Annotated in this window: 19 protein-coding genes and 1 pseudogene; 8 read left to right on the top strand and 12 right to left on the bottom strand. The window is 40.7% G+C overall.

The window, feature by feature from the left end:
* Window positions 1-192 precede the first annotated feature (192 nt).
* The 4 genes and pseudogenes from V7K36_RS28225 to V7K36_RS28210 form a co-directional block, all read right to left on the bottom strand.
* A complete protein-coding gene (locus V7K36_RS28225; RefSeq protein ID WP_335120970.1) occupies window positions 193-969 on the bottom strand; it encodes a PEP-CTERM sorting domain-containing protein in 777 nt (258 codons plus the stop codon).
* 265 nt (window positions 970-1,234) lie between these two features.
* Window positions 1,235-2,047, bottom strand: a pseudogene (locus V7K36_RS28220) (IS5 family transposase).
* 87 nt (window positions 2,048-2,134) lie between these two features.
* Window positions 2,135-4,120 carry a glycosyltransferase family 2 protein gene (locus tag V7K36_RS28215; RefSeq protein ID WP_335120969.1) on the bottom strand — a complete coding sequence of 662 codons (1,986 nt, stop codon included), beginning with the start codon at window positions 4,118-4,120 and terminating at the stop codon, window positions 2,135-2,137.
* A gap of 125 nt (window positions 4,121-4,245) precedes the next feature.
* Entirely contained in the window at window positions 4,246-5,655 is a 1,410-nt protein-coding gene (locus V7K36_RS28210; protein ID WP_335120968.1) for a DUF3131 domain-containing protein, read from the bottom strand.
* 805 nt (window positions 5,656-6,460) lie between these two features.
* Between V7K36_RS28210 and V7K36_RS28205 the strand changes: the two genes are divergently transcribed.
* The 5 genes from V7K36_RS28205 (at window position 6,461) to V7K36_RS28185 (ending at window position 11,519) form a co-directional block, all read left to right on the top strand.
* Window positions 6,461-7,240, top strand: coding sequence for a class II glutamine amidotransferase (locus V7K36_RS28205; RefSeq protein ID WP_335120967.1), 780 nt, complete (start codon window positions 6,461-6,463; stop codon window positions 7,238-7,240).
* 777 nt (window positions 7,241-8,017) lie between these two features.
* Window positions 8,018-9,163, top strand: coding sequence for a sulfate ABC transporter substrate-binding protein (locus V7K36_RS28200; RefSeq protein WP_335120966.1), 1,146 nt, complete (start codon window positions 8,018-8,020; stop codon window positions 9,161-9,163).
* 214 nt (window positions 9,164-9,377) lie between these two features.
* A complete protein-coding gene (gene cysT / locus V7K36_RS28195; RefSeq protein ID WP_335120965.1) occupies window positions 9,378-10,238 on the top strand; it encodes a sulfate ABC transporter permease subunit CysT in 861 nt (286 codons plus the stop codon).
* Window positions 10,225-11,103 carry a sulfate ABC transporter permease subunit CysW gene (gene cysW, locus V7K36_RS28190; protein ID WP_335120964.1) on the top strand — a complete coding sequence of 293 codons (879 nt, stop codon included), beginning with the start codon at window positions 10,225-10,227 and terminating at the stop codon, window positions 11,101-11,103. Before cysT ends, cysW begins: the two co-directional genes overlap by 14 nt.
* A 149-nt stretch (window positions 11,104-11,252) precedes the next feature.
* Window positions 11,253-11,519 carry an NIL domain-containing protein gene (locus tag V7K36_RS28185; protein WP_196523851.1) on the top strand — a complete coding sequence of 89 codons (267 nt, stop codon included), beginning with the start codon at window positions 11,253-11,255 and terminating at the stop codon, window positions 11,517-11,519.
* A 90-nt stretch (window positions 11,520-11,609) separates the two neighbouring features.
* Here the strand turns inward: V7K36_RS28185 and V7K36_RS28180 are convergent, their stop codons facing one another.
* Window positions 11,610-12,344, bottom strand: coding sequence for a type I restriction enzyme HsdR N-terminal domain-containing protein (locus V7K36_RS28180; RefSeq protein ID WP_335120963.1), 735 nt, complete (start codon window positions 12,342-12,344; stop codon window positions 11,610-11,612).
* 97 nt (window positions 12,345-12,441) lie between these two features.
* Complete coding sequence (locus V7K36_RS28175) at window positions 12,442-14,457, bottom strand: hypothetical protein (protein WP_335120962.1); 2,016 nt, start codon at window positions 14,455-14,457, stop codon at window positions 12,442-12,444.
* A 408-nt stretch (window positions 14,458-14,865) separates the two neighbouring features.
* Between V7K36_RS28175 and V7K36_RS28170 the strand changes: the two genes are divergently transcribed.
* Window positions 14,866-15,516 (top strand): NIL domain-containing protein, encoded by a 651-nt coding sequence (locus V7K36_RS28170; RefSeq protein ID WP_334831004.1) that lies wholly within the window; start codon window positions 14,866-14,868, stop codon window positions 15,514-15,516.
* Between the two features lie 245 nt (window positions 15,517-15,761).
* Here V7K36_RS28170 and V7K36_RS28165 read toward each other — a convergent pair whose 3' ends face one another.
* From V7K36_RS28165 to sufB, 4 genes are all read right to left on the bottom strand, one after another.
* A complete protein-coding gene (locus tag V7K36_RS28165) occupies window positions 15,762-17,024 on the bottom strand; it encodes a cysteine desulfurase (protein ID WP_335120961.1) in 1,263 nt (420 codons plus the stop codon).
* Window positions 17,025-17,060: 36 nt separating this feature from the next.
* The gene (gene sufD / locus V7K36_RS28160) at window positions 17,061-18,431 is read right to left on the bottom strand and encodes a Fe-S cluster assembly protein SufD (RefSeq protein ID WP_335120960.1); all 1,371 of its coding nucleotides are present in this window, start codon (window positions 18,429-18,431) and stop codon (window positions 17,061-17,063) included.
* On the bottom strand, window positions 18,431-19,222 hold the full coding sequence (sufC, locus tag V7K36_RS28155; protein ID WP_335120959.1) for a Fe-S cluster assembly ATPase SufC: 792 nt from the start codon (window positions 19,220-19,222) through the stop codon (window positions 18,431-18,433). The genes sufD and sufC overlap by 1 nt, the downstream gene beginning before the upstream one ends.
* A 120-nt stretch (window positions 19,223-19,342) precedes the next feature.
* Window positions 19,343-20,782: a Fe-S cluster assembly protein SufB gene (gene sufB, locus V7K36_RS28150; protein ID WP_334830996.1), complete on the bottom strand. Its 1,440-nt coding sequence runs from the start codon at window positions 20,780-20,782 to the stop codon at window positions 19,343-19,345.
* Window positions 20,783-21,022: 240 nt separating this feature from the next.
* On the opposite strand from sufB, the gene sufR reads away from it, so the two are divergent.
* Entirely contained in the window at window positions 21,023-21,706 is a 684-nt protein-coding gene (gene sufR / locus V7K36_RS28145; protein WP_335120958.1) for an iron-sulfur cluster biosynthesis transcriptional regulator SufR, read from the top strand.
* Between the two features lie 72 nt (window positions 21,707-21,778).
* Window positions 21,779-22,039: a hypothetical protein gene (locus V7K36_RS28140; RefSeq protein ID WP_334830992.1), complete on the top strand. Its 261-nt coding sequence runs from the start codon at window positions 21,779-21,781 to the stop codon at window positions 22,037-22,039.
* A 167-nt stretch (window positions 22,040-22,206) separates the two neighbouring features.
* Here V7K36_RS28140 and V7K36_RS28135 read toward each other — a convergent pair whose 3' ends face one another.
* Both V7K36_RS28135 and V7K36_RS28130 read right to left on the bottom strand, forming a co-directional pair.
* Window positions 22,207-22,671 carry a hypothetical protein gene (locus V7K36_RS28135; protein WP_335120957.1) on the bottom strand — a complete coding sequence of 155 codons (465 nt, stop codon included), beginning with the start codon at window positions 22,669-22,671 and terminating at the stop codon, window positions 22,207-22,209.
* Between the two features lie 455 nt (window positions 22,672-23,126).
* Window positions 23,127-23,759, bottom strand: a complete 633-nt coding sequence (locus tag V7K36_RS28130) for a hypothetical protein (RefSeq protein ID WP_335120956.1) — start codon at window positions 23,757-23,759, stop codon at window positions 23,127-23,129.
* Between the last annotated feature and the right edge of the window lie 50 nt (window positions 23,760-23,809).

Raw genomic sequence — 23,809 nt, 5'->3', positions numbered from 1 at the left:
AATTCAAAATTCAAACATTTTTGATCCCCATAATAAATTTAGTTGCTCTGTAATAAGGACCGGAGGCGGAGCGTCTCCGGCTCCGCTTCGTATTTCTTGCGCTGTGCGTCTCGAAATACATTTTTTTGCTTCTCCATAAATAAATTCACTTGCTCTGTATCCTTTGCGTTTTCGGTCAACAGTCAACAGTAGCTATTTTGCAGCTTGTTGCTTGCGTTTCATTTTCAATGCTAGTGCGATCGTTGCTAGCACACCAAGAACAGCATTAGGTTCTGGGACTGAAACCTGATTATCCACAATTGCTGTTTTGTTAATGTCTACCAATATTTTTCCAGTATTGTCACTATAGAACATATCGTTCACAGCTAAAAACAAAAACTTCGCCGTGGTGGGAATCGTAAGTGTTGTCTCACCGAAGATGCCAAAAACACCATCAAAGAATGTTTGTTGACCGCAGGTTCTGTTAGGGTCACTCAGGATCGCATCACTGCACATATAAGCATTTTTGCCAGAGTCAAAGGTAGAGTCTGGGAAGGCAGTAGAATCAAACAAAGTGTTAGAAGTCCAGGTGTTTTGAGTGTAGTTATATTGGTTGGCATCTTCCTGATTGAGGGCTACATCATCAACCACACGTTTTTCAGAAGATGTATCAAGGAGCTGGTCTGAGGTACTGAATACCCCGATCATGTCGCTCCTTTGACCTGGACTCCAAACACTCGTGTTAAATATACCAGAAGTATTCAGGCTGATGGAGTCGCCACCTTTCAAACCCAAATCTGCTAGGGATATGGCTTTAGTGTTACCAGCAAAAGTATTCACACCTTGGTAATAAGTTGCGTCAGCGTAGGTTCTCAAAAAGGTGTCTGTAGCATCGATTGTTAGGGATGCGGCTTGAGCTTTGTTAATGGTAGAGAAGGTTCCTAATCCTACTAGACTAGAAACCACTAAAGCACCCAGAAATTTTTTCATATTCTTGCATTGATTGTGTGTAAATCTATCTTAAGCAATAACTTATAAATTTTGTATAAATCTACACATTAATTCGGTGAGCTTTAGATAGATTGTATCGGAAAATTTCGGAGAATTAAAGTATTTTTACTTATAATGATTAAACTATTTTTTACCTTTTATCCAAAGTCCAATTCTTGATGACGTGTACTCTTAACAGGCGAACTAGAAAGACTTTTAAAATATCCTCTTAGAGGTTGTTTGAAAAGTTTTGAGAGGTCAAATTTTATGCCAATCGCCTCACCATGATCCGGATCATAGCCAAGTAGATGAATGTCTCCGATGTTTCCGGCAATAACTCATAGTCTCTGACCAATCGGCGACACCCCATGAGCCAGCCAAAAGTGCGTTCCACTACCCATCGTTTTTTGAGCAACACGAACTCCTTCGTTTGGTCAGGTCGTAGCACTACCTGGACAATCCAGCGGCAAAAGTCCATCACCCAGTGCATGAACGGCTCACCATCAAAACCGCCATCCACCCAAAGGGTTGTCAAACGAGATACGTGCTTGTGAGACTGTTTGACTCTTTTGAGGACTTGTTTTCCCCCTTCACGCTCACCTACATTGGCGCCTGTAACCAAGACCCGCAAGACTAACCCCAAGGTATCAACCGTCATAAATCGCTTGCGTCCTTTAATTTTCTTGCCTGCATCAAAGCCCACCGATTGACTTAGCATCGCCGCACTCTTAACGCTTTGACTGTCGATGATCGCTTCTGACGGACTCGGATGGCGTTCAATATCAATTCTCGTTCACTCTCGCAAACTATCGTGAATTTTCAACCATGTCCCGTTTTTGCGCCAGTTGCGAAAATATGTGTAGACTGTTTGCCATGCGGGAAAATCACCTGCTAGCGTAGGCGTAGCCCGCCGTAGGCATCGCCATCTAACTCCTTCTACCAGAATATATAAGATCCCATTGATGACTTCCCACATATCGACTTCACGCTTGCGACCACCGGGTTTTGGTTCTGGAATCATATCACTGAGAAATTCATATTGGGCGCGGGTCAGATTGCTGGGGTATGCTTTACTCATGTTGCTCTCTCGGTGCTGTCTACTTTCTATTCACAGCGTATACTGAGAGAGCTTTTTTACAACCTGTCAGACTTTTCAAACACCCTCTTAAGTCTCTTTTGGAGGCTGCCAAACAGATGCACGGATAATAGCCGACAAAAGTAACAAGTTATAGATAGACCATGCACCATTGAGTAGGTGAATCAAAGGATTATTTAGATCATCAATTGCAAAGTGGTAAAGGCTCCATAATATTCCTAGAATAGTGAGGAAAAAGATAAGTAGTTGAGGCCATACTAGTTGGAGATAAACTCCCGATTGTCGCTGCTTAGGCGTTACTTGGAATTTAATTTTGCCCCAAAAAAATACACTGAATACAGCTTGGATAAATAAGGGAAATAGGCTGATCGCATATTGTTCAGCTCGCCAAACTTCTCTAGCTGGAATCCCCCAAGTAGCGGTGATGAAAGTCAAACGGTTGATAATAAAAGCTGGTAAAAAGTGTAGGGCAAAGTCAGATCCGTAGGTTTTAACTGGAACGATGTCTGTAAAGAAATAGATGATTGGACAAGAAATAAAAACTAGAGTTGCAAAACCAGAAAAATAACTATACATCGTCTTAAAATATTGCAACCTTTGCCAAAACGTTAGCCCTGATTTTGTCAGTGGATTTTCCCTCACTAGCACTTGGATACTTCCTTGTGCCCAGCGTAGCCGTTGTTTCAGAGTAGAATTCAGGTCATCTGGTGCTAAACCTTCTGCCAAAAGTTCATGGTGATAAATAGATTTCCAGCCAGCACTATGCAGACGCATGGCTGTATTCATATCTTCCGTAATGCTATTACTCGATATCCCACCAACTAAATCAAATTCATTTAAACTTTTTTCATCTTTGGCATACTCATCAGCAAAATTTTGCAGTCCTACACTAATCAGTGCTTCACGCCTTAATACTGCATTAGTTCCTGTATAGAAGGCGGCATTCATGCCATCTTTCCCCTGTTGGAGTGGTCCATAAAATAAATGTGCCTGATGCCCAAATGGATCGCCTGGAGGAATGTTGTAAAAATCCTGGGGTGTCTGTACAAAAGCAATTTTATTCGGCTCATATTTACCTATTAAAAGATTATAGGTGTAGAAATAAGGCAGAACTCGCTTGAGAAATTGTGGTTTGGGAATATGGTCAGCATCTAGGGTAAGAATAAACTGTCCAGAAGTTTCTCCAGAAAAAATCGCGTAATTGAGATTACCCGCTTTAGCGTGGTGGGGTACACCAGATATTTTGGGACGAGCAATGTAGCGAAAACGAGCGAGTTTAACTAGTTTCAGTTCTTTCTTGCGAATAGCTTCTTCTAAGGCTTTCCGTTCGATAATTAAGCGATCGCTTATACTGTGATCAGCTGGAGATAACCAAAGTATAAGCGATCGCAGACTTTGCACAAATTCTGTAGCAACCTGGTTAACCACTGGTTCTGATGATGATGCTTGCAGCCATTTTTCTGCGGCTTGAGTATTAGTTGTCAGGTTTTCTAGTTGCTTTAGGCGCTCCAACAAATAAGAGTGTTCTGCATCAATCCGCTCTGCTTCTTGTTGTAGTAGTGGTGACTGCAAATCCTGAATACACAATCTTTCTGTCATCGCTCGCATATCAGCCGAGTTGCCATCATCCAGCACATAAACCCGTAACTTTGTTGGCGGATAATTCATTGCTAGGGCGGCTTTGGCAGTTTCTTCAACAATTTCCGGCGGCTCGTTGTAGCAGGTTACAAACACATCTACTGTTGGCCAGTCGGATTTGGGTAGAGGTGGGGTCATTTGGTCGATAGATTTAATCTGTCGGACTAAAGGACGCCATAACCCAATTACAAACATTACACCGCCGAAATAGCTATAAATTTCTGCCATTAGTAAAGGAATCGAGATCCAGAGCGCATCAAAATTGATGGAATGGGTAATGCGCCATTGCAAATACCAGATCCCAAAAATTAAATTTATTTCTGCCAGGTAGCGAAATAACAGCGTTCTTTTTTTGAGTGATGAGCGGCTGTTACCTGAAAACTTTGAGGAATTGTTACTAAGAGAAACTGAAGTCATATTAGACAATTTTGGATTTTAGATTGTATTCGGGTAGCATCTCGTAGAGCAAGAATTACTGGATAGGCTTTTAAGTGCTTCATCTATCGGAATGATTGTTCAAATTGGTATTACCAAAAATAAAATTAATCGGCTAGTGGATGCCTGCCTCTAGCTTGGTAAAGCAGACTTTCTAAAACGATCGCATTCGTATTAACGTCAATTGAAGCATTAACACCGAGTTGGAAATTTTCATATCGGCCTGAAAGATAGCCGCGATTTTTATCTGATAAATTTTGAACAAAGTCTCGCAGCATTTTCGTGTAAGGCTCATCTGGAATGAGAGCAAACCAAGAAAATGCTGCTTTCGTACTGACAAACCGCAATTGGGGATAGGCTTTTCCCCTAGTGTTAACGGCTTGCCAAGTTTTACCATTGGCGTAGACGCTGTAATACAGAAAGTAAGGGGGACGATCTAAGGAATCTTCATTTATAGCAGTTAAAATTCCAGTGCGCTTAAACCGTTGGTGTTGCACTTTCAAAAGATTTTGCACTTGAGGCTTGACAGCATCATTCCAACCCATTTCTAAACCCCAAAGCAGATAAGGATCATTTGTTAGATAGTTAGTAGCTCCAGAGTTTTTGAAATTGCGTTGATCGATTTGCAAAGTAATACCATCAACCTTAACCGTCTTGACTGGTGGATTGGAGAGAGCATTAGTAGCTTGAATGTTCCACAGCTTTAGACTGTGAGCAGCATATTGCTCGTAGCCTAATCGCCCTTCCTGCACTTCGAGAAGTTTGCCGGCTCTGGGGATAGCACCATTTAACCAACCATCCTTGACAAGTTTCGATAGATTCCAGCGAGTGACGATGTGATTAATGCGATCGCTATATTCTGGATAATGCGATCGCATAATATGCAATCCTAATAAAAATCGCGCCATATCTAGCACTGACCAACCACTTGTACCCTTGGGATCGGGGGTGTCATTGAGTTGGCGCATTTCGGCAGTACGGGTGCTATAAGCTTTGTTGGGCAAACCAGTTGGCGGTAGCGGCAGTTTTTCTAACGTCTGTAGTAAATTGTTCATCCTCTGTTGAAAGATATCTTGCGGCAATAACCCTAACTGGTAAGCCGCATGAATTCCTAATAAGGCGCTACCCTGATCCCACCAAGTTGTCCAGGGCAAGTTGTCTGCCGAATTTACTAAACCTGTTTGGGGATTCCAATTACGTTCAAAATATTTCCAAGCTCGCCCGGCGGCAATTTGATCCGCTTCTTGAGTCAATCGCGGTGGTGAGGTTTTCAGCGAAGGAGTAGTCGGTTTTGGTTTTAGCGGTACTGGCGTGACTGTGGGAGCAGTAGGTTTTGGAATAAGTTGTGGAATAAGTTGTGGCGGTGGTGTTTGCACATCAGGGTTAAAGTTATCAGGGGCAGCAATAATAATAGATGGGGTAGGAGAGCATTGCCATGTCGCAGTATTCGCACAAAGTAAGGATTGTTGATTTGTCGTTGTGTACAAAACTGATTGCAAAATCATACTTTTGATCACGCTTGTTGCGATTTATATCTTCTTTGCCAACTCAGCAGGGGATAAGGGACTTCCAAATATCTGTTGCTGGTGAAAGCTACCGCATCTTGTACAAGTATTCCCAAATAGAACTGATTAATAACAAAACAGAATTCAGGAGTCATGAAAGCTTTGCCCCCTACCCCCTGCCCCCCATCTATACCCTGTAATCTGCTGAATTATCCTGATAGATATAGGACTCATATTTGATTTTTGAACAAAATTAGGTATTGTAGGGTGTGTTAGAACGAAGTTCGTAACGCACCATTATCAAGGGTTTGGTGCCGTACTCTCCTTGCTAACACACCTACGTATCTTTTCAGAAATCAAACCGGATTCCTATAGAGGCTTAAAAGCTTTCTTCCCATCTTTTTTTAATGAATATTCAGGAAAAATCTGTGTTGGATGTTACAATATTGTTAAGAAAAGTTGCCCCTTGCATTTTGGGAACGCGCAATTGGGTTTTAACTCTCTTGAGAAGACAACGCAAAAAAAGATTTTCTAGACCAGCTGTGGGATGCTGGTCTTTTTGTCTTTAAAGTGCCTATACATTGGTTATCCGATAACTCATTACAAACGCTTTAGTTATAATTAGAGTTGTTGGACTATCGGTTAGAGAACTTTTGGTGTAAAGATGGGATGTATGCCCTTGGTACATCAATAGTATTTTTGAGCTAACGAAAAATGTCAGGTTAAATACGTTTTAAATTTACAAAAAGCTCTAAGATAGTACGTCAATGGTATGAATAATTTTCTTAATTGCTGAAACTATTGCTATGGCGTTATTATGTGCCAATTACTCGGAATGAATTGCAATGTTCCAACGGATATTTGCTTTTCTTTTGAAGGGTTTTCTGCACGGGGAGGAAAAACGGATGATCATAGCGATGGTTGGGGCATTGCTTTCTTTGAAGGAAAGGGATGTCGAATGTTTTTAGATGCCCAACCTTCTGTTGCTTCTCCTATAGCCGAGTTGGTGCGGAGTTATCCCATCCACTCGACCCATGTCATAGCCCATATCCGCAAAGCCACTCAGGGTGAAGTTGCCCTACACAACTGCCATCCTTTCCGCAGAGAATTGTGGGGTCAGTATTGGGTGTTTGCCCACAATGGTAATTTGCCAGATTTTGATCCAGAAAATTTGGGCTTTTATCAAGCCGTAGGTGACACCGATAGTGAAAAAGCATTTTGTATGATGCTAGAAACATTGCGATCGCGCTTTTCTGAGGGTAAGCCTGACATCAAAAAACTGTACGCTGTGCTGCAAGAAATTAGTGATGTAATTGCAAATACAGGTATATTTAATTACTTGTTATCAGATGGAGAACACTTTTTTGCTTATTGCTCAACTAAACTCAGCTACATTATTCGCCAAGCGCCCTTTGCAGCTGCCCATTTAATTGATCAAGACATGACCGTAGATTTTCGAGAGGTGACTACTGAACGCGATCGCGTTGCTGTTATTGCTACCACACCCCTGACTGACAACGAAGTTTGGACACAAATCCAACCAGGAGAATTACTAGTTTTTCAGGACGGATTACCTCTGAAATATGCATTCAGTTAAGAATAACTAGTTGCTCGATTTTTCCCATTTAGATAATTTCTAGATGGGTTTTGTTTTTCATACTTTTCATATTGAGTAATTTACAGCTATTTTCACGTAAATAGACTCGCTATTTAGGGACACAGTAATAGTTATTACGTGTCAACTTAAGGTAAAAACTAGTAAGCAAAAAAAGCTTTGAGATATTGCCTCGTTCCTAGTCTCTGACTAGGAATGCCCTCTGTAAGGCAGAGCCTTACTTCCTCGCCGCAGAGCCGTAAAGACAAGCATTTCCTTCTTATATCATGTCCGCTTGATTGCTTATTAAACCCGAAGAACCCCACCCCGTCAAAGCTATGCTTTGTCTCCCCTCCTGAAGAGCGGGGAGGGGATTAAGGGGAGCCAGCGCTCAGAGGGGTCTCCCTAAGTGGAGCATCTGGCGTGTGGGGTGCAATGACTGTGGGAATCGTAACTAATTATGCGGACATGATATTAGACCTGGAAACGAGGTTTTAAAAGGGTTTCACTTCAGCGATCGCTAGAATAGACTGTCCCCAAAAATTAGCTATTCCCTAGCACTTTGCTTGATACACTAGGTAGCTGATTGCGATGAAAACTTGAGAGTTGAAAATAAAAGCATTTGTAATTATTTACAAAACTGGTAAAATCACCATATTCTTGATAAAGAATGTGAGGTTTTTTGGTGTTTGCAACTAGATACATGGAATTATCCAGTATTATAAACACTATATAACTGTATTCCCATCAATTATCTGTACATTTAGTGGAGGAAATAGAATGAGTTTGTGGCAACGCCCACTGAAAAGGTTACAAGCGATCGCTGAACATAGAACATATCGGTTCAGACTGAATTCGCTCAAAAGCTTTGTATCACTCTTTTTAGTAGGTACCGTATTGAGTATGGCGCTTGCCGCCTGCTCTGGTGGAACTGGGAGTAATTCTTCCTCTGAAACCCCTACTGCTAGTCCTGTTGCTGCAAGCAAGGATAATGTTGAACTAACTCTCGTTTCCTTTGCCGTTACCAAAGCGGCTCACGAAGCGATTATTCCTAAGTTTGTACAACAGTGGAAGAAAGATCATAACCAAACTGTCGTCTTCAAGCAAAGCTATGGCGGTTCTGGTTCCCAAACTCGCGCCGTTATCGATGGTTTGGAAGCAGATGTTGTCCACTTGGCGCTGGCTGGAGATACCTCAAAGATTGAGAAAGCTGGATTGATTCAGCCAGGATGGGAAAAAGAAGTTCCCAACAATGGTATTGTCTCCAAATCTGTGGCAGCATTAGTCACTCGTTCCGGCAATCCTAAAGGCATCAAGAACTGGGAAGATTTAGCCAAAGACGGTGTAAAGTTGATTACTGCTAACCCCAAAACTTCCGGCGGTGCTAAGTGGAATTTCTTAGGACTATGGAATTATGTGATTAAAACAGGTGGCGATGAGGCCAAAGCTACTGAATTTGTGACTAAAGTTTACAAAAATGTGCCAATCTTGCCTAAAGATGCGCGGGAAGCGACTGATACATTTGCCAAGCAAGGGCAGGGAGATGTCTTAATAAACTACGAAAACGAAGTTATTTTGGCACAGCAAAAGGGCGAGAAGGTTGAGTATGTCGTTCCCGATGTGAATATATCCATCGACAACCCGATCGCTGTAGTAGATAAGAACGTCGATAAGCACGGAACCCGCGAAGTTGCTGAAGGTTTTGTGAAATACCTCTATAGCCCAGAAGCACAGCAAGAGTTTGTAAAATTGGGATTCAGACCGGTAGATGAGACTTTAGCTCAAACTAAGGAAGTCACAGACAAATTTCCCAAGGTGAAAACTCTCGGTACAGTTGTAGACTTGGGTGGTTGGGGAGCAATCGATAAGAAGTTCTTTGCAGATGGGGGCGTGTTTGATAAGATTCAAGCGCAAATTAAACGGTAATCTAGTCATTAGTCAATGGTCGGTAGCCAGTAGAAAAAACAACCGATAACTGGCAAAAAACTTCGGTGTTGATGAATCGAGGGATGAATCTGGATGTAGAGACGTTGCAATGCAACGTCTCTACAAAGATTTTGAAATTATGCAAAATTATTTTTCATACCACAATCAGCAACGCCAAAACTTCTTGTGAATTTTGAATTTTGAATTTTTGACTATGACGACTGTATCTCCTTCTTTGGAAGTTGAACGCAAAACACCATTCTGGAAGAAATTGGGGCGGGTTCCTTGGACTTGGCGAATCACCATAGGATACCTGACAGTGATGTTGTTTATCCCGATCGCTGCCATGTTCCTGAAAGCAAGTACGGAAACTCCGGCGAAATTTTGGGCGATCGCAACCAGTGATATTGCATTAGCCACTTACAACGTAACTTTTTTTACAGCAATATTTGCTGCCTTACTCAATGGCGTATTTGGGACTCTGATTGCTTGGGTTCTGGTTCGCTACAACTTTCCTTTAAAACGGTTGATTGATGCGACAGTGGATTTACCATTTGCACTACCAACATCAGTAGCAGGGCTAACCCTGGCAACAGTTTACAGCGATAATGGCTGGATAGGTTCGCTACTAGCACCACTGGGAATTAAGGTGTCTTTTACCCGCACGGGAGTAGCGGTGGCAATGATATTTATCTCACTACCTTTTATCGTCAGAACTGTGCAACCCGTGCTTCAGGAAATGGAACGTGAAATTGAAGAAGCCGCTTGGTGTCTGGGTGCTTCTGAATGGCAGACCTTCTGGAAAGTGATTTTGCCACCTTTATTTCCGACAATTTTAACTGGTGTTGCTTTGGGTTTCTCCCGTGCAGTTGGGGAATATGGTTCGACTGTGATTATCTCTTCCAATACGCCCTATAAAGATTTGATCGCACCTGTGCTGATTTTCCAACGATTAGAGCAGTATGACTATTCTGGTGCAACAGTAATTGGCATAGTTTTACTATCAATTTCATTAGTACTGTTATTGGCAATTAATTTATTACAAGCATGGGCAAGGCGATATGACAGTAGATAAGCCAAGTTTTCACTCATCTTCTGGGTCTGATACAGATATAGCCAAGCCTAAAGAGCAGAAGAATTGGGTACCAATAGTTTTAATTGGTATAGCGATCGCTTATTTAGCTCTGGTTCAATACATTCCGGCAATCAACGTTTTTATCCAAGCTTTCAGCAAAGGAGTTGGGCCATTTCTATCCAACCTGACGCGACCAGCTTTTCTCCATGCAGCTTGGCTGACACTGTTGCTGGCTTTGATTTCTCTGCCTATAAATACAGTATTTGGGCTATGTGCAGCTTGGGCGATCGCTCGTCATAAGTTTCCTGGACGCGCCGTAGTTTTGAGCATTATTGACCTGCCTTTTTCGATTTCACCTGTAGTAGCAGGATTGATGATTGTACTGCTCTACGGTCGGAATGGGTGGTTTGGCTCTTGGCTCCAGGCACATGATATCAAGATTGTCTTTGCTTTTCCAGGTATGGTACTGGCTACAGCGTTTGTGAGTATGCCCTTTGTGGCCCGAGAAGTGATTCCTGTTTTAGAGGAATTTGGTAAGGATCAAGAAGAAGCTGCTAGAACTCTAGGTGCGAAAGATTGGCAGATATTTTGGCGCGTCACCCTGCCCAGTATCCGTTGGGGCTTACTCTACGGTTTAATTTTGACCAATGCCAGAGCAATGGGTGAATTCGGGGCGGTTTCGGTGGTCTCTGGCAACATTGCTGACCAAACCCAGAGTTTACCACTATTTGTAGAAGACGCTTACAAACAATACGAAACCGAATCTGCTTTCTCTGCGGCTGTACTGTTAGGGTTGCTAGCAGTAGTAACCTTAGTGCTGAAGGAGCTTTTAGAACGGAAAACCCGCATTAAAGATGTTGAATAGAAAAATCAAGCGATTATAGTTATCCTTTGAATAGGATACAAGCAAATCATCGGACATGGTACGATTTACCTATTAGCTATCAGGAAATTACCATTAGGGTTAAGGGTAGTTCTGTACCAATCCTTATCAGGGATTGAAATAATTCAGATATGGCTACTGATAATACACTTACCAATAAACGGATTCGCCTCAGAATTCCCAAGGATTATCACCAGGAACCGGTCATTTCTCGCCTGGTGTCTGACTATGGACTGACTGTGAATATCACGGCAGCGATTTTGGGAGCCAATGCTGTCGGTGATGGTTGGTTTGACCTTGAATTACAAGGAACAGATGCACAAATTCAGAGTGGGTTAACCTATCTCCACGATTTGGAGTTGGAAGTCTGGGATGACACTAAAGCAAGTGATTGGTAAGAGTTAACCTCTCTCTAAATCTCTCTTCTAAAAGGGGAGATACTTTGAATTTTTCCCCTTCCCGCGTCGGGAAGGGGGTTAGGTTTTTCTTTAATAAGCAATATAAATTAGTTTTTCAAAATCTTGGTAATCAAAATTTTGTTGTTTTTGAGAATATTTACCACATACATCATAGTAAACTTTATTTCCTTGTATATTGAAGAAATATCCTTCTATTTGGGATTGCTGTTGTTTAACTTTAAAAACTACTTGATTAGTTGTATATTTACCATATTTCCTAATTAAATAAGCAAAACTATCAAAATTTCCGTTTTGAGCTTTTTCAAAATATAATAAATCATCATTATTATTATTGCTTTGTAAAATTAATGCCTGTATGTCTCTAAGACTTTTGAGATGATTAATTTCAAACTGATCATCTTTTTTAGTAAAGGCGATAATTTCATGATAATTATACAAAATTCCAATATCGCAACCAGATTTTTTTAGATACCTTTGAATCTGATTATAATGATTTTTTAAATTCACATCTTCTCGTTTTACTTCCATAATTATCAAAGGAGATTGATGTGGCTTGAAATTATTATTATTTTGCTTTTTGTATATTTCTACATCATGATTATTAGCCTCAACTTGGATACTGATGATATCTGGAAATAACCCACTTTCTTTAATAAGAAAATGAATAAATATTTGTCTAACTAATTCCTCTGGTCTTCCATTAATTGGAATTTGTATTCCCCTAATCAAACATTTTATATATTCTTGATAATCTTTTGTATATTTACTGAATTTTGTAGATATTTCTTGTTGTAAATCAGTCATATATTTGTGGTAGCAACTAATGGTGGATAAAATAGTTTTAGGGACACAATTATATTGCGCCCTAAACCATGTATTAAATGTGCAATTGAGAAATTGTCTATTTCTGCCCAAAAAAGTCTAGTATTTCGGTAACTAATTCATTCCAATGTTCTTCAGCTTGGCTTTTTAAGAATGTATTTAAGTTTGTCTCTTTTTCTAGTTCTCGCTGAAATATCAGACATACATTACGTGTATAATTTTCGCCTTTCTTGTGTTCCTTACCTTTCTCAGCAATTAGAGCATTCCAAAACTCAGAATCCTTGCTTCGAGGTAATAGTTTTTTCGTGACTTCTTCTTCAATTTTTGTGCCTACTTCGTCTATAAAATCGTCATATAAACCGTAAAATTGTTGGATTAATTCAGGGATAAATGTTTTCAAAGATTCATTCGCAGATGTAAGCTCATTGAGGATATTTTCTAATTCCTGTTTTACTTCTTTGGTAAATTTCTTCAACATTTTATCCTCATCTATCCCCTCAGCAATAACCTTTGCATCGTAATATATATCTATATCTCTTGGCTCATAGTAACCGAAGTTTCTATGGATAGCGTGTTTCGTGTTCCATGCTCGATAAACCGTGCGATAGTATTTATTAACATATTCATCAATAAAATTTTCATAAACAAAACCAGCTACTCTTTTACTTAAATCCTGTAAATCCTTTATCTTCTTAATGGCTTTTTCAATTGCCTTGATTTCTGATTCCGTTAAAGCATTACCATTTTTGATTTTCGCCGAGCTTTCTTTGATAGCCTTGATTTCATCTAATAAAATATTTCGCCTACGTTCTACTACACCCGCTATAGCTTCGATAAATTCATTTTTATCTGCCTGTACATCTTCTTGATCGCAGTCTTCATTGAGCTTAACTATGTCATCACGATAGTATCTCAAGGAATCATAGAACAAGATATTTTTTGGAAAAAAATCTAAATTAGAAATTTTGAATGTAGCTTGAACTTGTTCATTTCTGATTTGAATTCCTGTATCATAATCGCCATCACATCCATTCATTTTTTCAGGTTCATTTTTATGAGGTAACACCAAAGTTACAAATCTATGATGAAAGTCTTTTGATTTAGATGTAAGATGATAAGCTATTAATTTCATAATATTATTTTCAGGAGCATCATTAAAGGGAGTTACAAAGAGACAGATGGTATCCTGACTGTCAATATATTTCTGTAAGTCTTTACGAATTGGATTTTCATCAAGTCCTTTGGTATCAACGACTGAATCGAACTCAGACAATTTTGAACCAGATAAAACATCATAACTCACATAAAGATATATTTTTCTCGGAATAGCAAATTCTTTGAACTCTACGTTATTGATTTTAGCAAAGATATTTCTGATCCATACTTGCTCATTACTGTGGTTGTCAAATTCAATTGTAGTCGTAGTTCTAGATTCAAGGTTTGCCTTATTCAGTGCAGTTTTTTTAAGGAACTCTAATCTTAAGTCTTCCTTTAATTCGTCTTTTGATTCATCGAATACTTCTTTAGCTTTGTCAGTGGGAGGTGATGATTTATAACTAATTTTGAGTTCAGTAATATTCCTAATAGCTCTCTCAATTTCTTGAGAAATAATTATTTTCTGTTCTAACTGAGGATTATCTTTATTGGCAATAGAATCGCAGAAGTCAAAAATAAGATTTTCCATCTCATCAACTGTATAAGGCTCTATCTCTATATAAGTTTTTTCAGATGCCTTAATAATTACCTCACATATAGTAGTTCTGCCTGCTCCCGTTGACAATAACTCTTTAGTTTCGATTACATCTTTAGTTTTGCCATTAATTGTCTTGGAACCCTTAATGTCGCTAATTAAGTTAAAAAGATGACAGATGGCTGTAGTTTTTCCTTTACCAATAGTACCTATAAAAACAATTTTATATTTATCTATACTAAGGATTTTCTCGATTTCTTCTAATCTTTCTAGCTTTGAATTCAGGTTATTGATGCAAATATACTTAGGTATATTATTATCTGCTGCACCTGATAGTTTACTGATTTCACGTCTTAAATTTTGCTTCAATGATGTAATTTCTTCTTGCGGCAGTGTAGTGAACATACTGTTTTCCCTATTTCGATGCTACTTACTTGATACTTGCAGTATGCCCACTATGATCTAAAATCTAACAAAATTCTTAAAACATCCTCTAACCTGACTTCGGGAACCTTTAATCGCTTGGTAATGAGTAGGGCGATCGCCTGAGCATAATTTTACGTGAATTTACCCATTGTTTTTTTGCGAACTTTGTGAGATTGTCCTTTACATAACAATTAGATGTATTAAATCGATAGAGTTACAGTAGTTTAATAAAAGCCAAAATATGAAAATCTCTATGAGGCTGACATCCAAGCAGGCAAAGTTAAGTTGTAGGGGCACGGGATCAGCAAGATTCTCTGCCGAACCCAAAAATTGCGTAGCGCCAAAGCTCAGTGACCACCGTAGGCATCGCTATTGGGAATTAATCTGATGTCTCCCACAAAATCAGTAGAACCCGCTTCAGTCCACAGCCGAATTCTCGTACCTCAGAGGTATCACAGGCAACCTGTAATTTCCCGACTGGTATCTCGTTATGGTTTAACCGTCAATATCAAAGCTGCATCCCTGACATCAGATAGTGACAGCGATGGCTGGTTTGATTTGGAACTTTCGGGAAATCCCCAAAAACTGATAAATAGTCTATCTTACTTGCAAGGATTGGGAGTGAATTTGCTCGAACTAGCGATCGCTAACCAGATTCAAACCAACCAGCACCCTTTACCTTTCCCAAATCCAGCTACCCAAGTGAGTCCCAAAGACTCTGCATCGCTGACAAATCAATGGCAAGAACAATTCCAGCAATGGATTTCTCTGGGTCAAACCAATCGATTGCGCTTGCAAATGTGCGTCTTAAAAACCTATTACGAAGAACCGGTGATTTCGGAGTTAGTTTCTCGTTATGGATTAACAGTCAATATCACCAGTGCTAGACTTCAACCCGATACGCAAGATGACGGCTGGTTTGACTTGGATTTGTGGGGGAGAACAAAGCAACTCTACTTTAGCCTGAGTTATTTAGAAAAACTGGGGCTACCAATTTGGCTGGATTTGTCTAGCGTTTATAGCGATCGCTCGTCATAAATTTCCTGGACGCGCCATAGTTTTGAGCATTATAGGTAAATATATAAGACCAATCATGACAATTAAAATCAAAACTAGAAAGTCAAATCTGTTGAATTTAGTAATACTAATTATTAAATTTTATAATCCAAACTTAAGAGGTTATTTTAAAAGTCTAATTTATTACTAATAATTAAATTGTGCAAAATATTAGCAAGATATGTTGCTGATATTTTGCACAATTAGTATCTGAATATTTTGTAACTTTAATCAAGGAAACCCGCAAAAAAGTCCAGAGTTTCCTTCAGTGCTTTGATGAAAATATCAATTTCCTCACGGGTATTGTAGAAAGATAGACTTGCTCGTGCGGTTGCAGGAAGACCTAAGTAACGGTGTAATGGTTGAGTGCAGTGGTGTCCAGAACGGATAGCAACGCCTTCTTGATCTAATAATGTAGATAAGTCGTTGGCGTGGACTTCCCCGGCGGTGAATGACGCAAGAGCGGCTCTACCTTCCCCTTTAGCATTTGGTTTGGGACCGTAAATTCTAATTTGGGGAATTTGCTCTAATTGTTGGAATAAATAAGCTGTTAATTCTGCTTCGTAGGCGTGGATTTTATCCATGCCGATACTGCTAAGATAATCGATCGCAGCACCAAGAGCGATCGCTTCTCCAATTGCAGGTGTACCAGCTTCAAATTTATGCGGTAATTCTGCATAGGTGGAATGGTCTAAATACACCTCTGCAATCATCTCACCACCACCAAAGAATGGTGGCATTGATTCTAGTAATTCCAACTTGCCATACAGAAATCCTATCCCAGTTGGGGCGCACATTTTATGACCCGATGCTACCAACCAATCACAATCTATTTGCTGCACATCGATAGGTATATGGGGGACACTTTGGCAAGCATCAACTAAGAATTTAGCACCGTATTTGTGAGCGATCGCACCAATTTCTTCCACTGGATTAATACAACCCAAAGTATTAGAAATATGCACTACTGACACCAATTTTGTTTTGTCGGAAATCAGCTTTTTAAACTGTGACAAATCAAAAGTTTCTTCTGGTGTTAGTTCGACAAATTTCAGTACTGCACCCGTTTTTTGCGCCACCAATTGCCAAGGTACAATATTACTGTGGTGTTCCATCACCGAGAAAATAATTTCATCTCCCGGCTGCAAATTGTTCATGCCCCAGCTGTAGGCTACTAAGTTAATCGCTTCAGTTGCGTTGCGGGTATAGACGATTTCCTGACGCGATGCAGCATTAATAAATTTAGCAACTTTGTCTCTAGCACCTTCATAAGCATCAGTAGCTTTAGCACTCAGAACATGGGCACCGCGATGCACATTAGCATTATATTGCTCGTAATAATCGCGGAGGGTATTTAATACGAACAAAGGCTTTTGTGATGTCGCCGCATTATCGAGATAAACCAAGGGTTTATCGTTGACTTCCTGATGCAATATCGGGAAATCAGCGCGAACTTTATCAGCAAGGGTTTTGGTAGTTATGAAAGTCATTGGTAGATTAGTTATTAGTCATTAAGTCATTAGCCATTAGTCATTAGTCAGGGACTTAAGATTATTGACTGTGTTTAAAAGGATTTCTCGCAGAGAGGGAACCGGGATTTTGTTGATGACTTCAGCAGCGAAGGCGTTAATTAACAACTTCCTAGCATCATTTTCATCAATTCCCCGACTTTGCAGATAGAATATTTCATCATCTTCCAATTGGCTAACGGTAGCACCGTGAGCGCACTTGACATTATCGGCAGTAATTTCTAATTGGGGTTTAGTATCAACCCTGGCTTTAGATGATAACAGCAAATTCCGATTCATCTGGACTGCATTTGTCAACTGCGCCCGTTTGGGTACCAAAACTTTACCATTGAACACTGCATGAGCGCGATCGCCTACAATACATTTATGCAATTGGTCACTTATACCGTGAGGATAATTGAGTGCGATCGCACTGTGAGTATCAGCCAACTGCTTACCAGAAACCATCGTCAAACCATTGAGAGTAGTTTCAGTCTGCTCACCAGTTTGCAAAATTTCTAAATTATGCCGTGACAGCTTACCACCTAAAGTTATGGCATGACAAGTATATCGGCTATCACGAGATTGTGCGATCGCAGTCTTCCCAATATGAAAAGCCTCTGCACCTTCTTGCTCAACCCTAGTGTGACTCACCTCAGCATTATCACCCACCCAAACTTCCGTAACCGCATTGGTGAAATAAATCTCCTTGGCGCTCTTGGCGTCTTGGCGGTTCGTATACTCTTCAACCAACCTCACCTGCGAACCACTTTCCGCCACCAGCAAACAACGCGGCTGTGAAATCGTCGGTGTCTCCCCAGCAACCGAAATAAACACCAAATGAATTGGCGTCTCAACTACCACATTCTTCTTCACCCACACCACAGCTGCATCAGTTATCCCAGCCGTGTTGAGAGCCGTAAAAACTTCCTGCGCTCCCTCAGCTTGAGCTAAATACTGCTTTACACCTTCCTGCTCAACCACAGATAAGCCAGCCAAATTACTCACCACAATACCAGGTGGTAAATCTGTAACTGCGGATAACTCGGGTGCAAAAACGCCGTTGACAAAAACCAAACGACTATTAGCTGCTTCTGGCAAAATATCAAATTGTAAAGATGCAAAATTTCCCGTCTCTACATTAAACTGCACCTTTCGCAGAGACGACAAATCAGTAAACCGCCATTCTTCCTCGCGGGTAGTCGGGATAGTCGAGTGGCGTACCCAATTAGCAGCACCTTCACCTAAATTCTGTAACCACCCCTCTATTTTTGATGGGATTACCAGATTTAATAATTCAGTTAGGTAGGCATCTTTATCCAACAGAGTAGATGTCAAACTGACTACATTTGAGTTAGGAATTGTGCTGGGAGAAACTTGAATACTCATTACACACCCACCTCAGCAGCTGCAAATTCTGCCAGAACCCAGTCATAACCGCGAGACTCTAATTCTAGTGCCAGTTCCTTGCCACCACTGGTAATAATCTGCCCTTGTGCCATCACATGCACAAAATCAGGCACAATATAATCGAGTAACCGTTGGTAGTGAGTAATCAAAATTGTGGCATTTTCAGGACTTGCCAGTTGATTTACCCCATTCGCCACAATTCTGAGCGCGTCAATATCCAAACCCGAATCAGTCTCATCCAAAATTCCCAATTTTGGTTCCAGCAGCGCCATTTGCAGAATTTCATTCCGCTTTTTCTCACCACCAGAAAACCCTTCATTCAAACTCCGACTGAGAAAACTGGGATTCATCTTCACCACATCCAGTTTTTCCTCAATCAAATCGTCAAAATCAAAAGCGTCTATTTCCTCTAAACCTTGCGCCTTGCGTCGGGAATTGTACGCTACCCGCAAGAAATCCAAATTGCTCACACCCGGAATTTCTAACGGATACTGAAACGCCAAAAACACGCCACTTCTAGCCCGTTCCTCCGGTTCCAACTCCAGCAGATTTTGCCCTTGAAAAATCACCTCACCGCCAGTCACCTGATATGCTGGATGCCCAGCCAACACCTTAGAAAAGGTACTCTTACCAGAACCATTCGGCCCCATAATCGCATGAATTTCACCCGATCGCACCTCAAGATTTACACCCTTGAGAATCGGTGTTCCATCAACATTAGCCGTCAGATTCCTTACTGACAGCACAACTTCACTATTTTCAATAATCATGTTCTCTCTATTCTCTTACTTTGCGCCCTTCTCTTCGAGACACTTCGTGAACGCGCCTTCGCGGTTCGTTATTCTTCCAGAGATGAACACAGATAGATTGGTATTCATCTCTAATTCCATTTATCCAACACTGCCTTCCAACTTCAAACTCAACAACTTATCAGCTTCCACAGCAAACTCCATTGGTAGCTGATTGAAAACATCCTTACAGAAGCCGCTAATCATCATCGAAATGGCATCTTCGGAAGAAATACCCCGTTGAGCGAAGTAAAATAGCTGATCTTCCCCAATCTTAGAAGTAGAAGCTTCATGCTCCACCTTCGCAGCATTATTTTGCACCTGGATGTATGGGAAAGTGTTCGCATGGGCATTATCCCCAATCAGCATTGAGTCGCACTGAGAATAATTTCTCGCCCCAATCGCTGTCGGATTAACTTTCACCAAACCCCGGTAACTATTGCTGGATTTACCTGCGGAGATTCCTTTAGAAATAATTGTACTGCGGGTATTCTTACCTACGTGAACCATCTTACTGCCAGTATCGGCTTGCTGCATATGATTTGTCAGCGCCACCGAGTAGAACTCACCCACAGAGTTATCACCCACCAACACACAACTGGGATATTTCCAAGTAATTGCCGAACCTGTTTCTACTTGAGTCCAGGAAATCTTGGAATTTACACCCTGACACAAACCGCGCTTGGTGACAAAGTTGTAAATACCGCCTTTACCGTTGGCATCTCCAGCGTACCAATTTTGCACCGTGGAGTATTTAATTTCGGCGTTGTCGAGGGCGACGAGTTCCACAACGGCGGCGTGCAACTGGTTGCTGTCATACATCGGTGCGGTGCAACCTTCGAGGTAAGAAACATAACTACCTTCTTCGGCGACAATCAAAGTCCGCTCAAATTGTCCCGTGTCACCAGAGTTGATGCGGAAGTAGGTAGACAGTTCCATTGGGCATTTTACACCTTTAGGAATGTATACAAAGGAACCATCGCTAAATACAGCGGCGTTCAAGGCGGCAAAATAGTTGTCAGCTATAGGAACAACGCTACCCAGGTATTTTTTGATCAGTTCTGGGTGTTCTTGCAACGCTTCCGAAAACGAACAGAAAATAACGCCATCTTCCGCTAGCTTTTCTTTAAATGTAGTGGCGACAGAGACGCTATCGAAAATCGCATCGACGGCGACATTTGCCAGTCGCTTCTGTTCAGATAGAGAAATGCCTAACTTCTCGAAGGTTTCTAAAAGGGTTGGATCGACTTCGTCCAAGCTGTTTAGTTTTTCTTTCTTGCGTTTCGGCGCTGAGTAGTAAATGATATCCTGATAATTAATTGGCGGATACTTGACATTAGGCCAAGTTGGTTCTGTCATTTTTTGCCACTGGCGATAAGCCTTGAGGCGAAAGTCCAGCATGAACTGTGGCTCGTTCTTCTTAGAGGAGATCAAGCGAACAACGTCCTCATCTAGTCCACGCGGTATAGTGTCGGACTCAATATCGGTAATAAAGCCGTACTTGTAGGGTTGGTTGACTAAGGTTTTGACAGTGGCACTCATCAGTAATAATCTCTCGTGTTCAGAACTCTTTAAGAATGGGAGACAAGCTCTTAGCTAGCCGATATTTCATCTCGCGTTACGGAATGGTTACACGGCTGCTAGAATAGTAGTGGAGAGTAAAACAACAGCTATGTTGTTTAATGTATCTTCATTTTACGCTAAATTAACAACAACAATGTTGTCAAAGTCAAATTTTCAAAGAAATTTTTGGGACGTTCGCTGAACGTCTCGCACCAGAAGATGGCGACTACTCACCAGTCCTCAACCAAGCAAGATATCCTAGAGTATCTGCACAAACAGGAAAAAGCAACGGCTTTGGAGCTAGCTGAAGTTTTAGACGTTACCCCCCAAGCGATTCGTCGCCATCTCAAGGATTTGGAGACGGAGGAGCTAGTTTTGTATTCGTCAACAGTGCAGGCGGCGGGAATGGGGCGTCCACAGCACGTTTATCAACTGAGTCGTCAGGGACGTGATCGCTTGCATCGAACAATCAGCGATCGCTTTGGTGATGGCCACGGCAATTTTGCGGTTTCGCTGCTAGACACCTTAGCCGAAACGGTGGGACATGAACAATTTAAATGGATTTTACAGAAACAGTGGGAGCGCAAAGCCCTAGAATACCGCGATCGCGTAGGTAGCGGTTCACTGCGGGAACGTGTAGCTAACTTAGTAGAGTTCAGAAAAGCCGAAGGCTTCATGGCGGAGTATCACCCTGTTGATATCAATGACTCTTTTGAGAGCGATCGCTTTATCTTAATGGAGCATAACTGCGCTATTTCTAACGTTGCCGAGTCTTTCCCCAGCATTTGTGGTCACGAATTAGAAATGTTTGCTGCCGTCTTACCTGATTGTACCGTAGAACGCACCCACTGGATTATTGATGGCGAACATCGTTGTGGCTATTTGGTACAAGCTCGTCATTAGTCATTAGTCATTTGTCATTTGTGAAAAACACTCCCTACTCCCTAATAATGAACTAAATTTGAGATAGCATTTATGGATGTAGCACCACAGCAATCATCAACACAATTTTTAACGTTGGAAGAGTCAGCAAAAGTAGATGGGGCTTTGTTGTCTTCCCCAGAAAAGTTTTTAACAAGATTGACGATTTCATCACTTAAGCTTTTGAAGCATATTGCCCAAGATTACGGCATTGCGATTGAAGATTTGACAGCGCCGCAAGTAATTGCTTGGTTTGAAAAAGATGGCAAAATTCGGCGTGAACAGGGCATTGAAGTTTCATATTTGAAATGGTGATCTGTGGTAATAAAGTTTAGGTTCATTTACTTATAAAAAATAAACACACACAATATCCCGCTTTTAAAAAACAGAAATGTTTATTATAAGCGGGATATTAACAGATAACACTGTTGATAATTAATAAATGCTTACCAGACCGGAAAACGCTATATAGTTTTAACCTGTTAATTAGACCTAATTTGACTCTTATGAATAACACCACCACCACAAGCAGATGTAAAAAGCCAACCATCTGTTGTGATTCCCCCATGTAGTTCAATAGCTCTGAGTTCTTTAATAGTGCAGAGAATTTTGCCATTCGGAGACTTTCTTATATATGATGGAGGGTCAAATACAACCCCGAGCGCAATTCCTGGATTAAAACTGGGTGAAGTGCAAACAATTTGGAACATATCTTGTGTGGCTCTAGAACGTGGACTGTGAACTGTGCGAGCGTTTAAACTAGTCCAGGTTCGAGATTCACAGTTTGCCTGGGATTCTATGCGTTGTTTAGCGAGATAGTAGCTAAAATTGACAGTGCGATCGCTTGCCCTAGAAATAGAACACATATCTATATAAATACTCTCTCCATTTACAGCTTTACCTGCATAGTAATTACATACATTAGCTTCAGGAACAGGGTTACTCATAGCAATTGAAGATGTAATTGTTATAAGGCTTGTAGCTGTAAGTGTTGATATAATTTGTTTTTTCATCGTTCTAATCCTCATTCCGAAATACCGTAATAAATAATTAAATCTAGATTGTAATATTAATAATGTTATATGCTTCTTATGAATATCCATACGTGAGTGAATATACGTATATAAACCATAAATTCATATATTTTAAAATAAAAAATTTGCATTATTTTATTACTGAACTGTTTAGTTCAGTTTAGTTTTTAAACTTTATGCTTTAGATAAAAGTTTGCGTTTGGCAGCAAGTGCTATCAAAAACGAAATTATAGCAGCAATGGAAGGTCATGTTTTGGTAACAGCAAAATTAATTGGACGCTACAAATGCCAGCTTTAAATAATAAACAAAAAGCACCTTTTTCAAGGTGCTTTTAAAGTTGATAAAATTTTGTTTGTCAAACAATTCTTTAAGAATTGTAATTGTTAGTCCGGGGACTACGAGCTCCAGTTACGGCTCCAATCATTGAGGCTATTAAACCCAATAAGGAACCAAACACAAACCACCATAATCCCGAACGTAAATTAGCTGCCGCATCACGAGCTTGTTGGGCACTTATGTTTGCTTGTGGTACATTAACACCACCTTGCTGTTGAACCTGGTTTATGACTGCCCCAGCGTTGGAAGCAGCAACACCAAAAGCACCAGATACTCCACTTGCTAACAGCCATGAGCTTACTGCTAAAGTAGTTGCCCAAAGAATTGCGCCGTTAAGAAGAGCTGTATTACGCTTCATCGGCCCACAAGCACGGGCTGTAATCCAACCACCAGTAAATAGCGAAATTAGTAGAGCGATAGTTGACCAAAGCCCCGCATTACCAGCAGCGTTAGGAGCAATTGATCTCGGCGCACCTGAACCTTCAACCGCACCTGCTGCAAAAGCACCAATTATAGCGCTTAAAATTAATTGAGTGGCTAAAGAAACCAACAAACCAGAAATAATCGGACCCCAACGAACAAGATCATGATATTCAGCTACTCGGCCTGCTATCACAGGCTCATTAGAAATAACGTCATCACCTGCCCGATTTACGTATGACATAGCTTATCTACTCCAGTGCTGTTTCAGCAAAATTTATCTCAATGTATATT

The sequence above is a fragment of the Nostoc sp. genome, from assembly GCF_036919555.1.
GTDB lineage: Bacteria > Cyanobacteriota > Cyanobacteriia > Cyanobacteriales > Nostocaceae > Nostoc.
The sequence above is the reverse complement of the archived record's forward strand: the minus strand, read 5'-3'. Positions and strand labels throughout refer to the sequence as shown.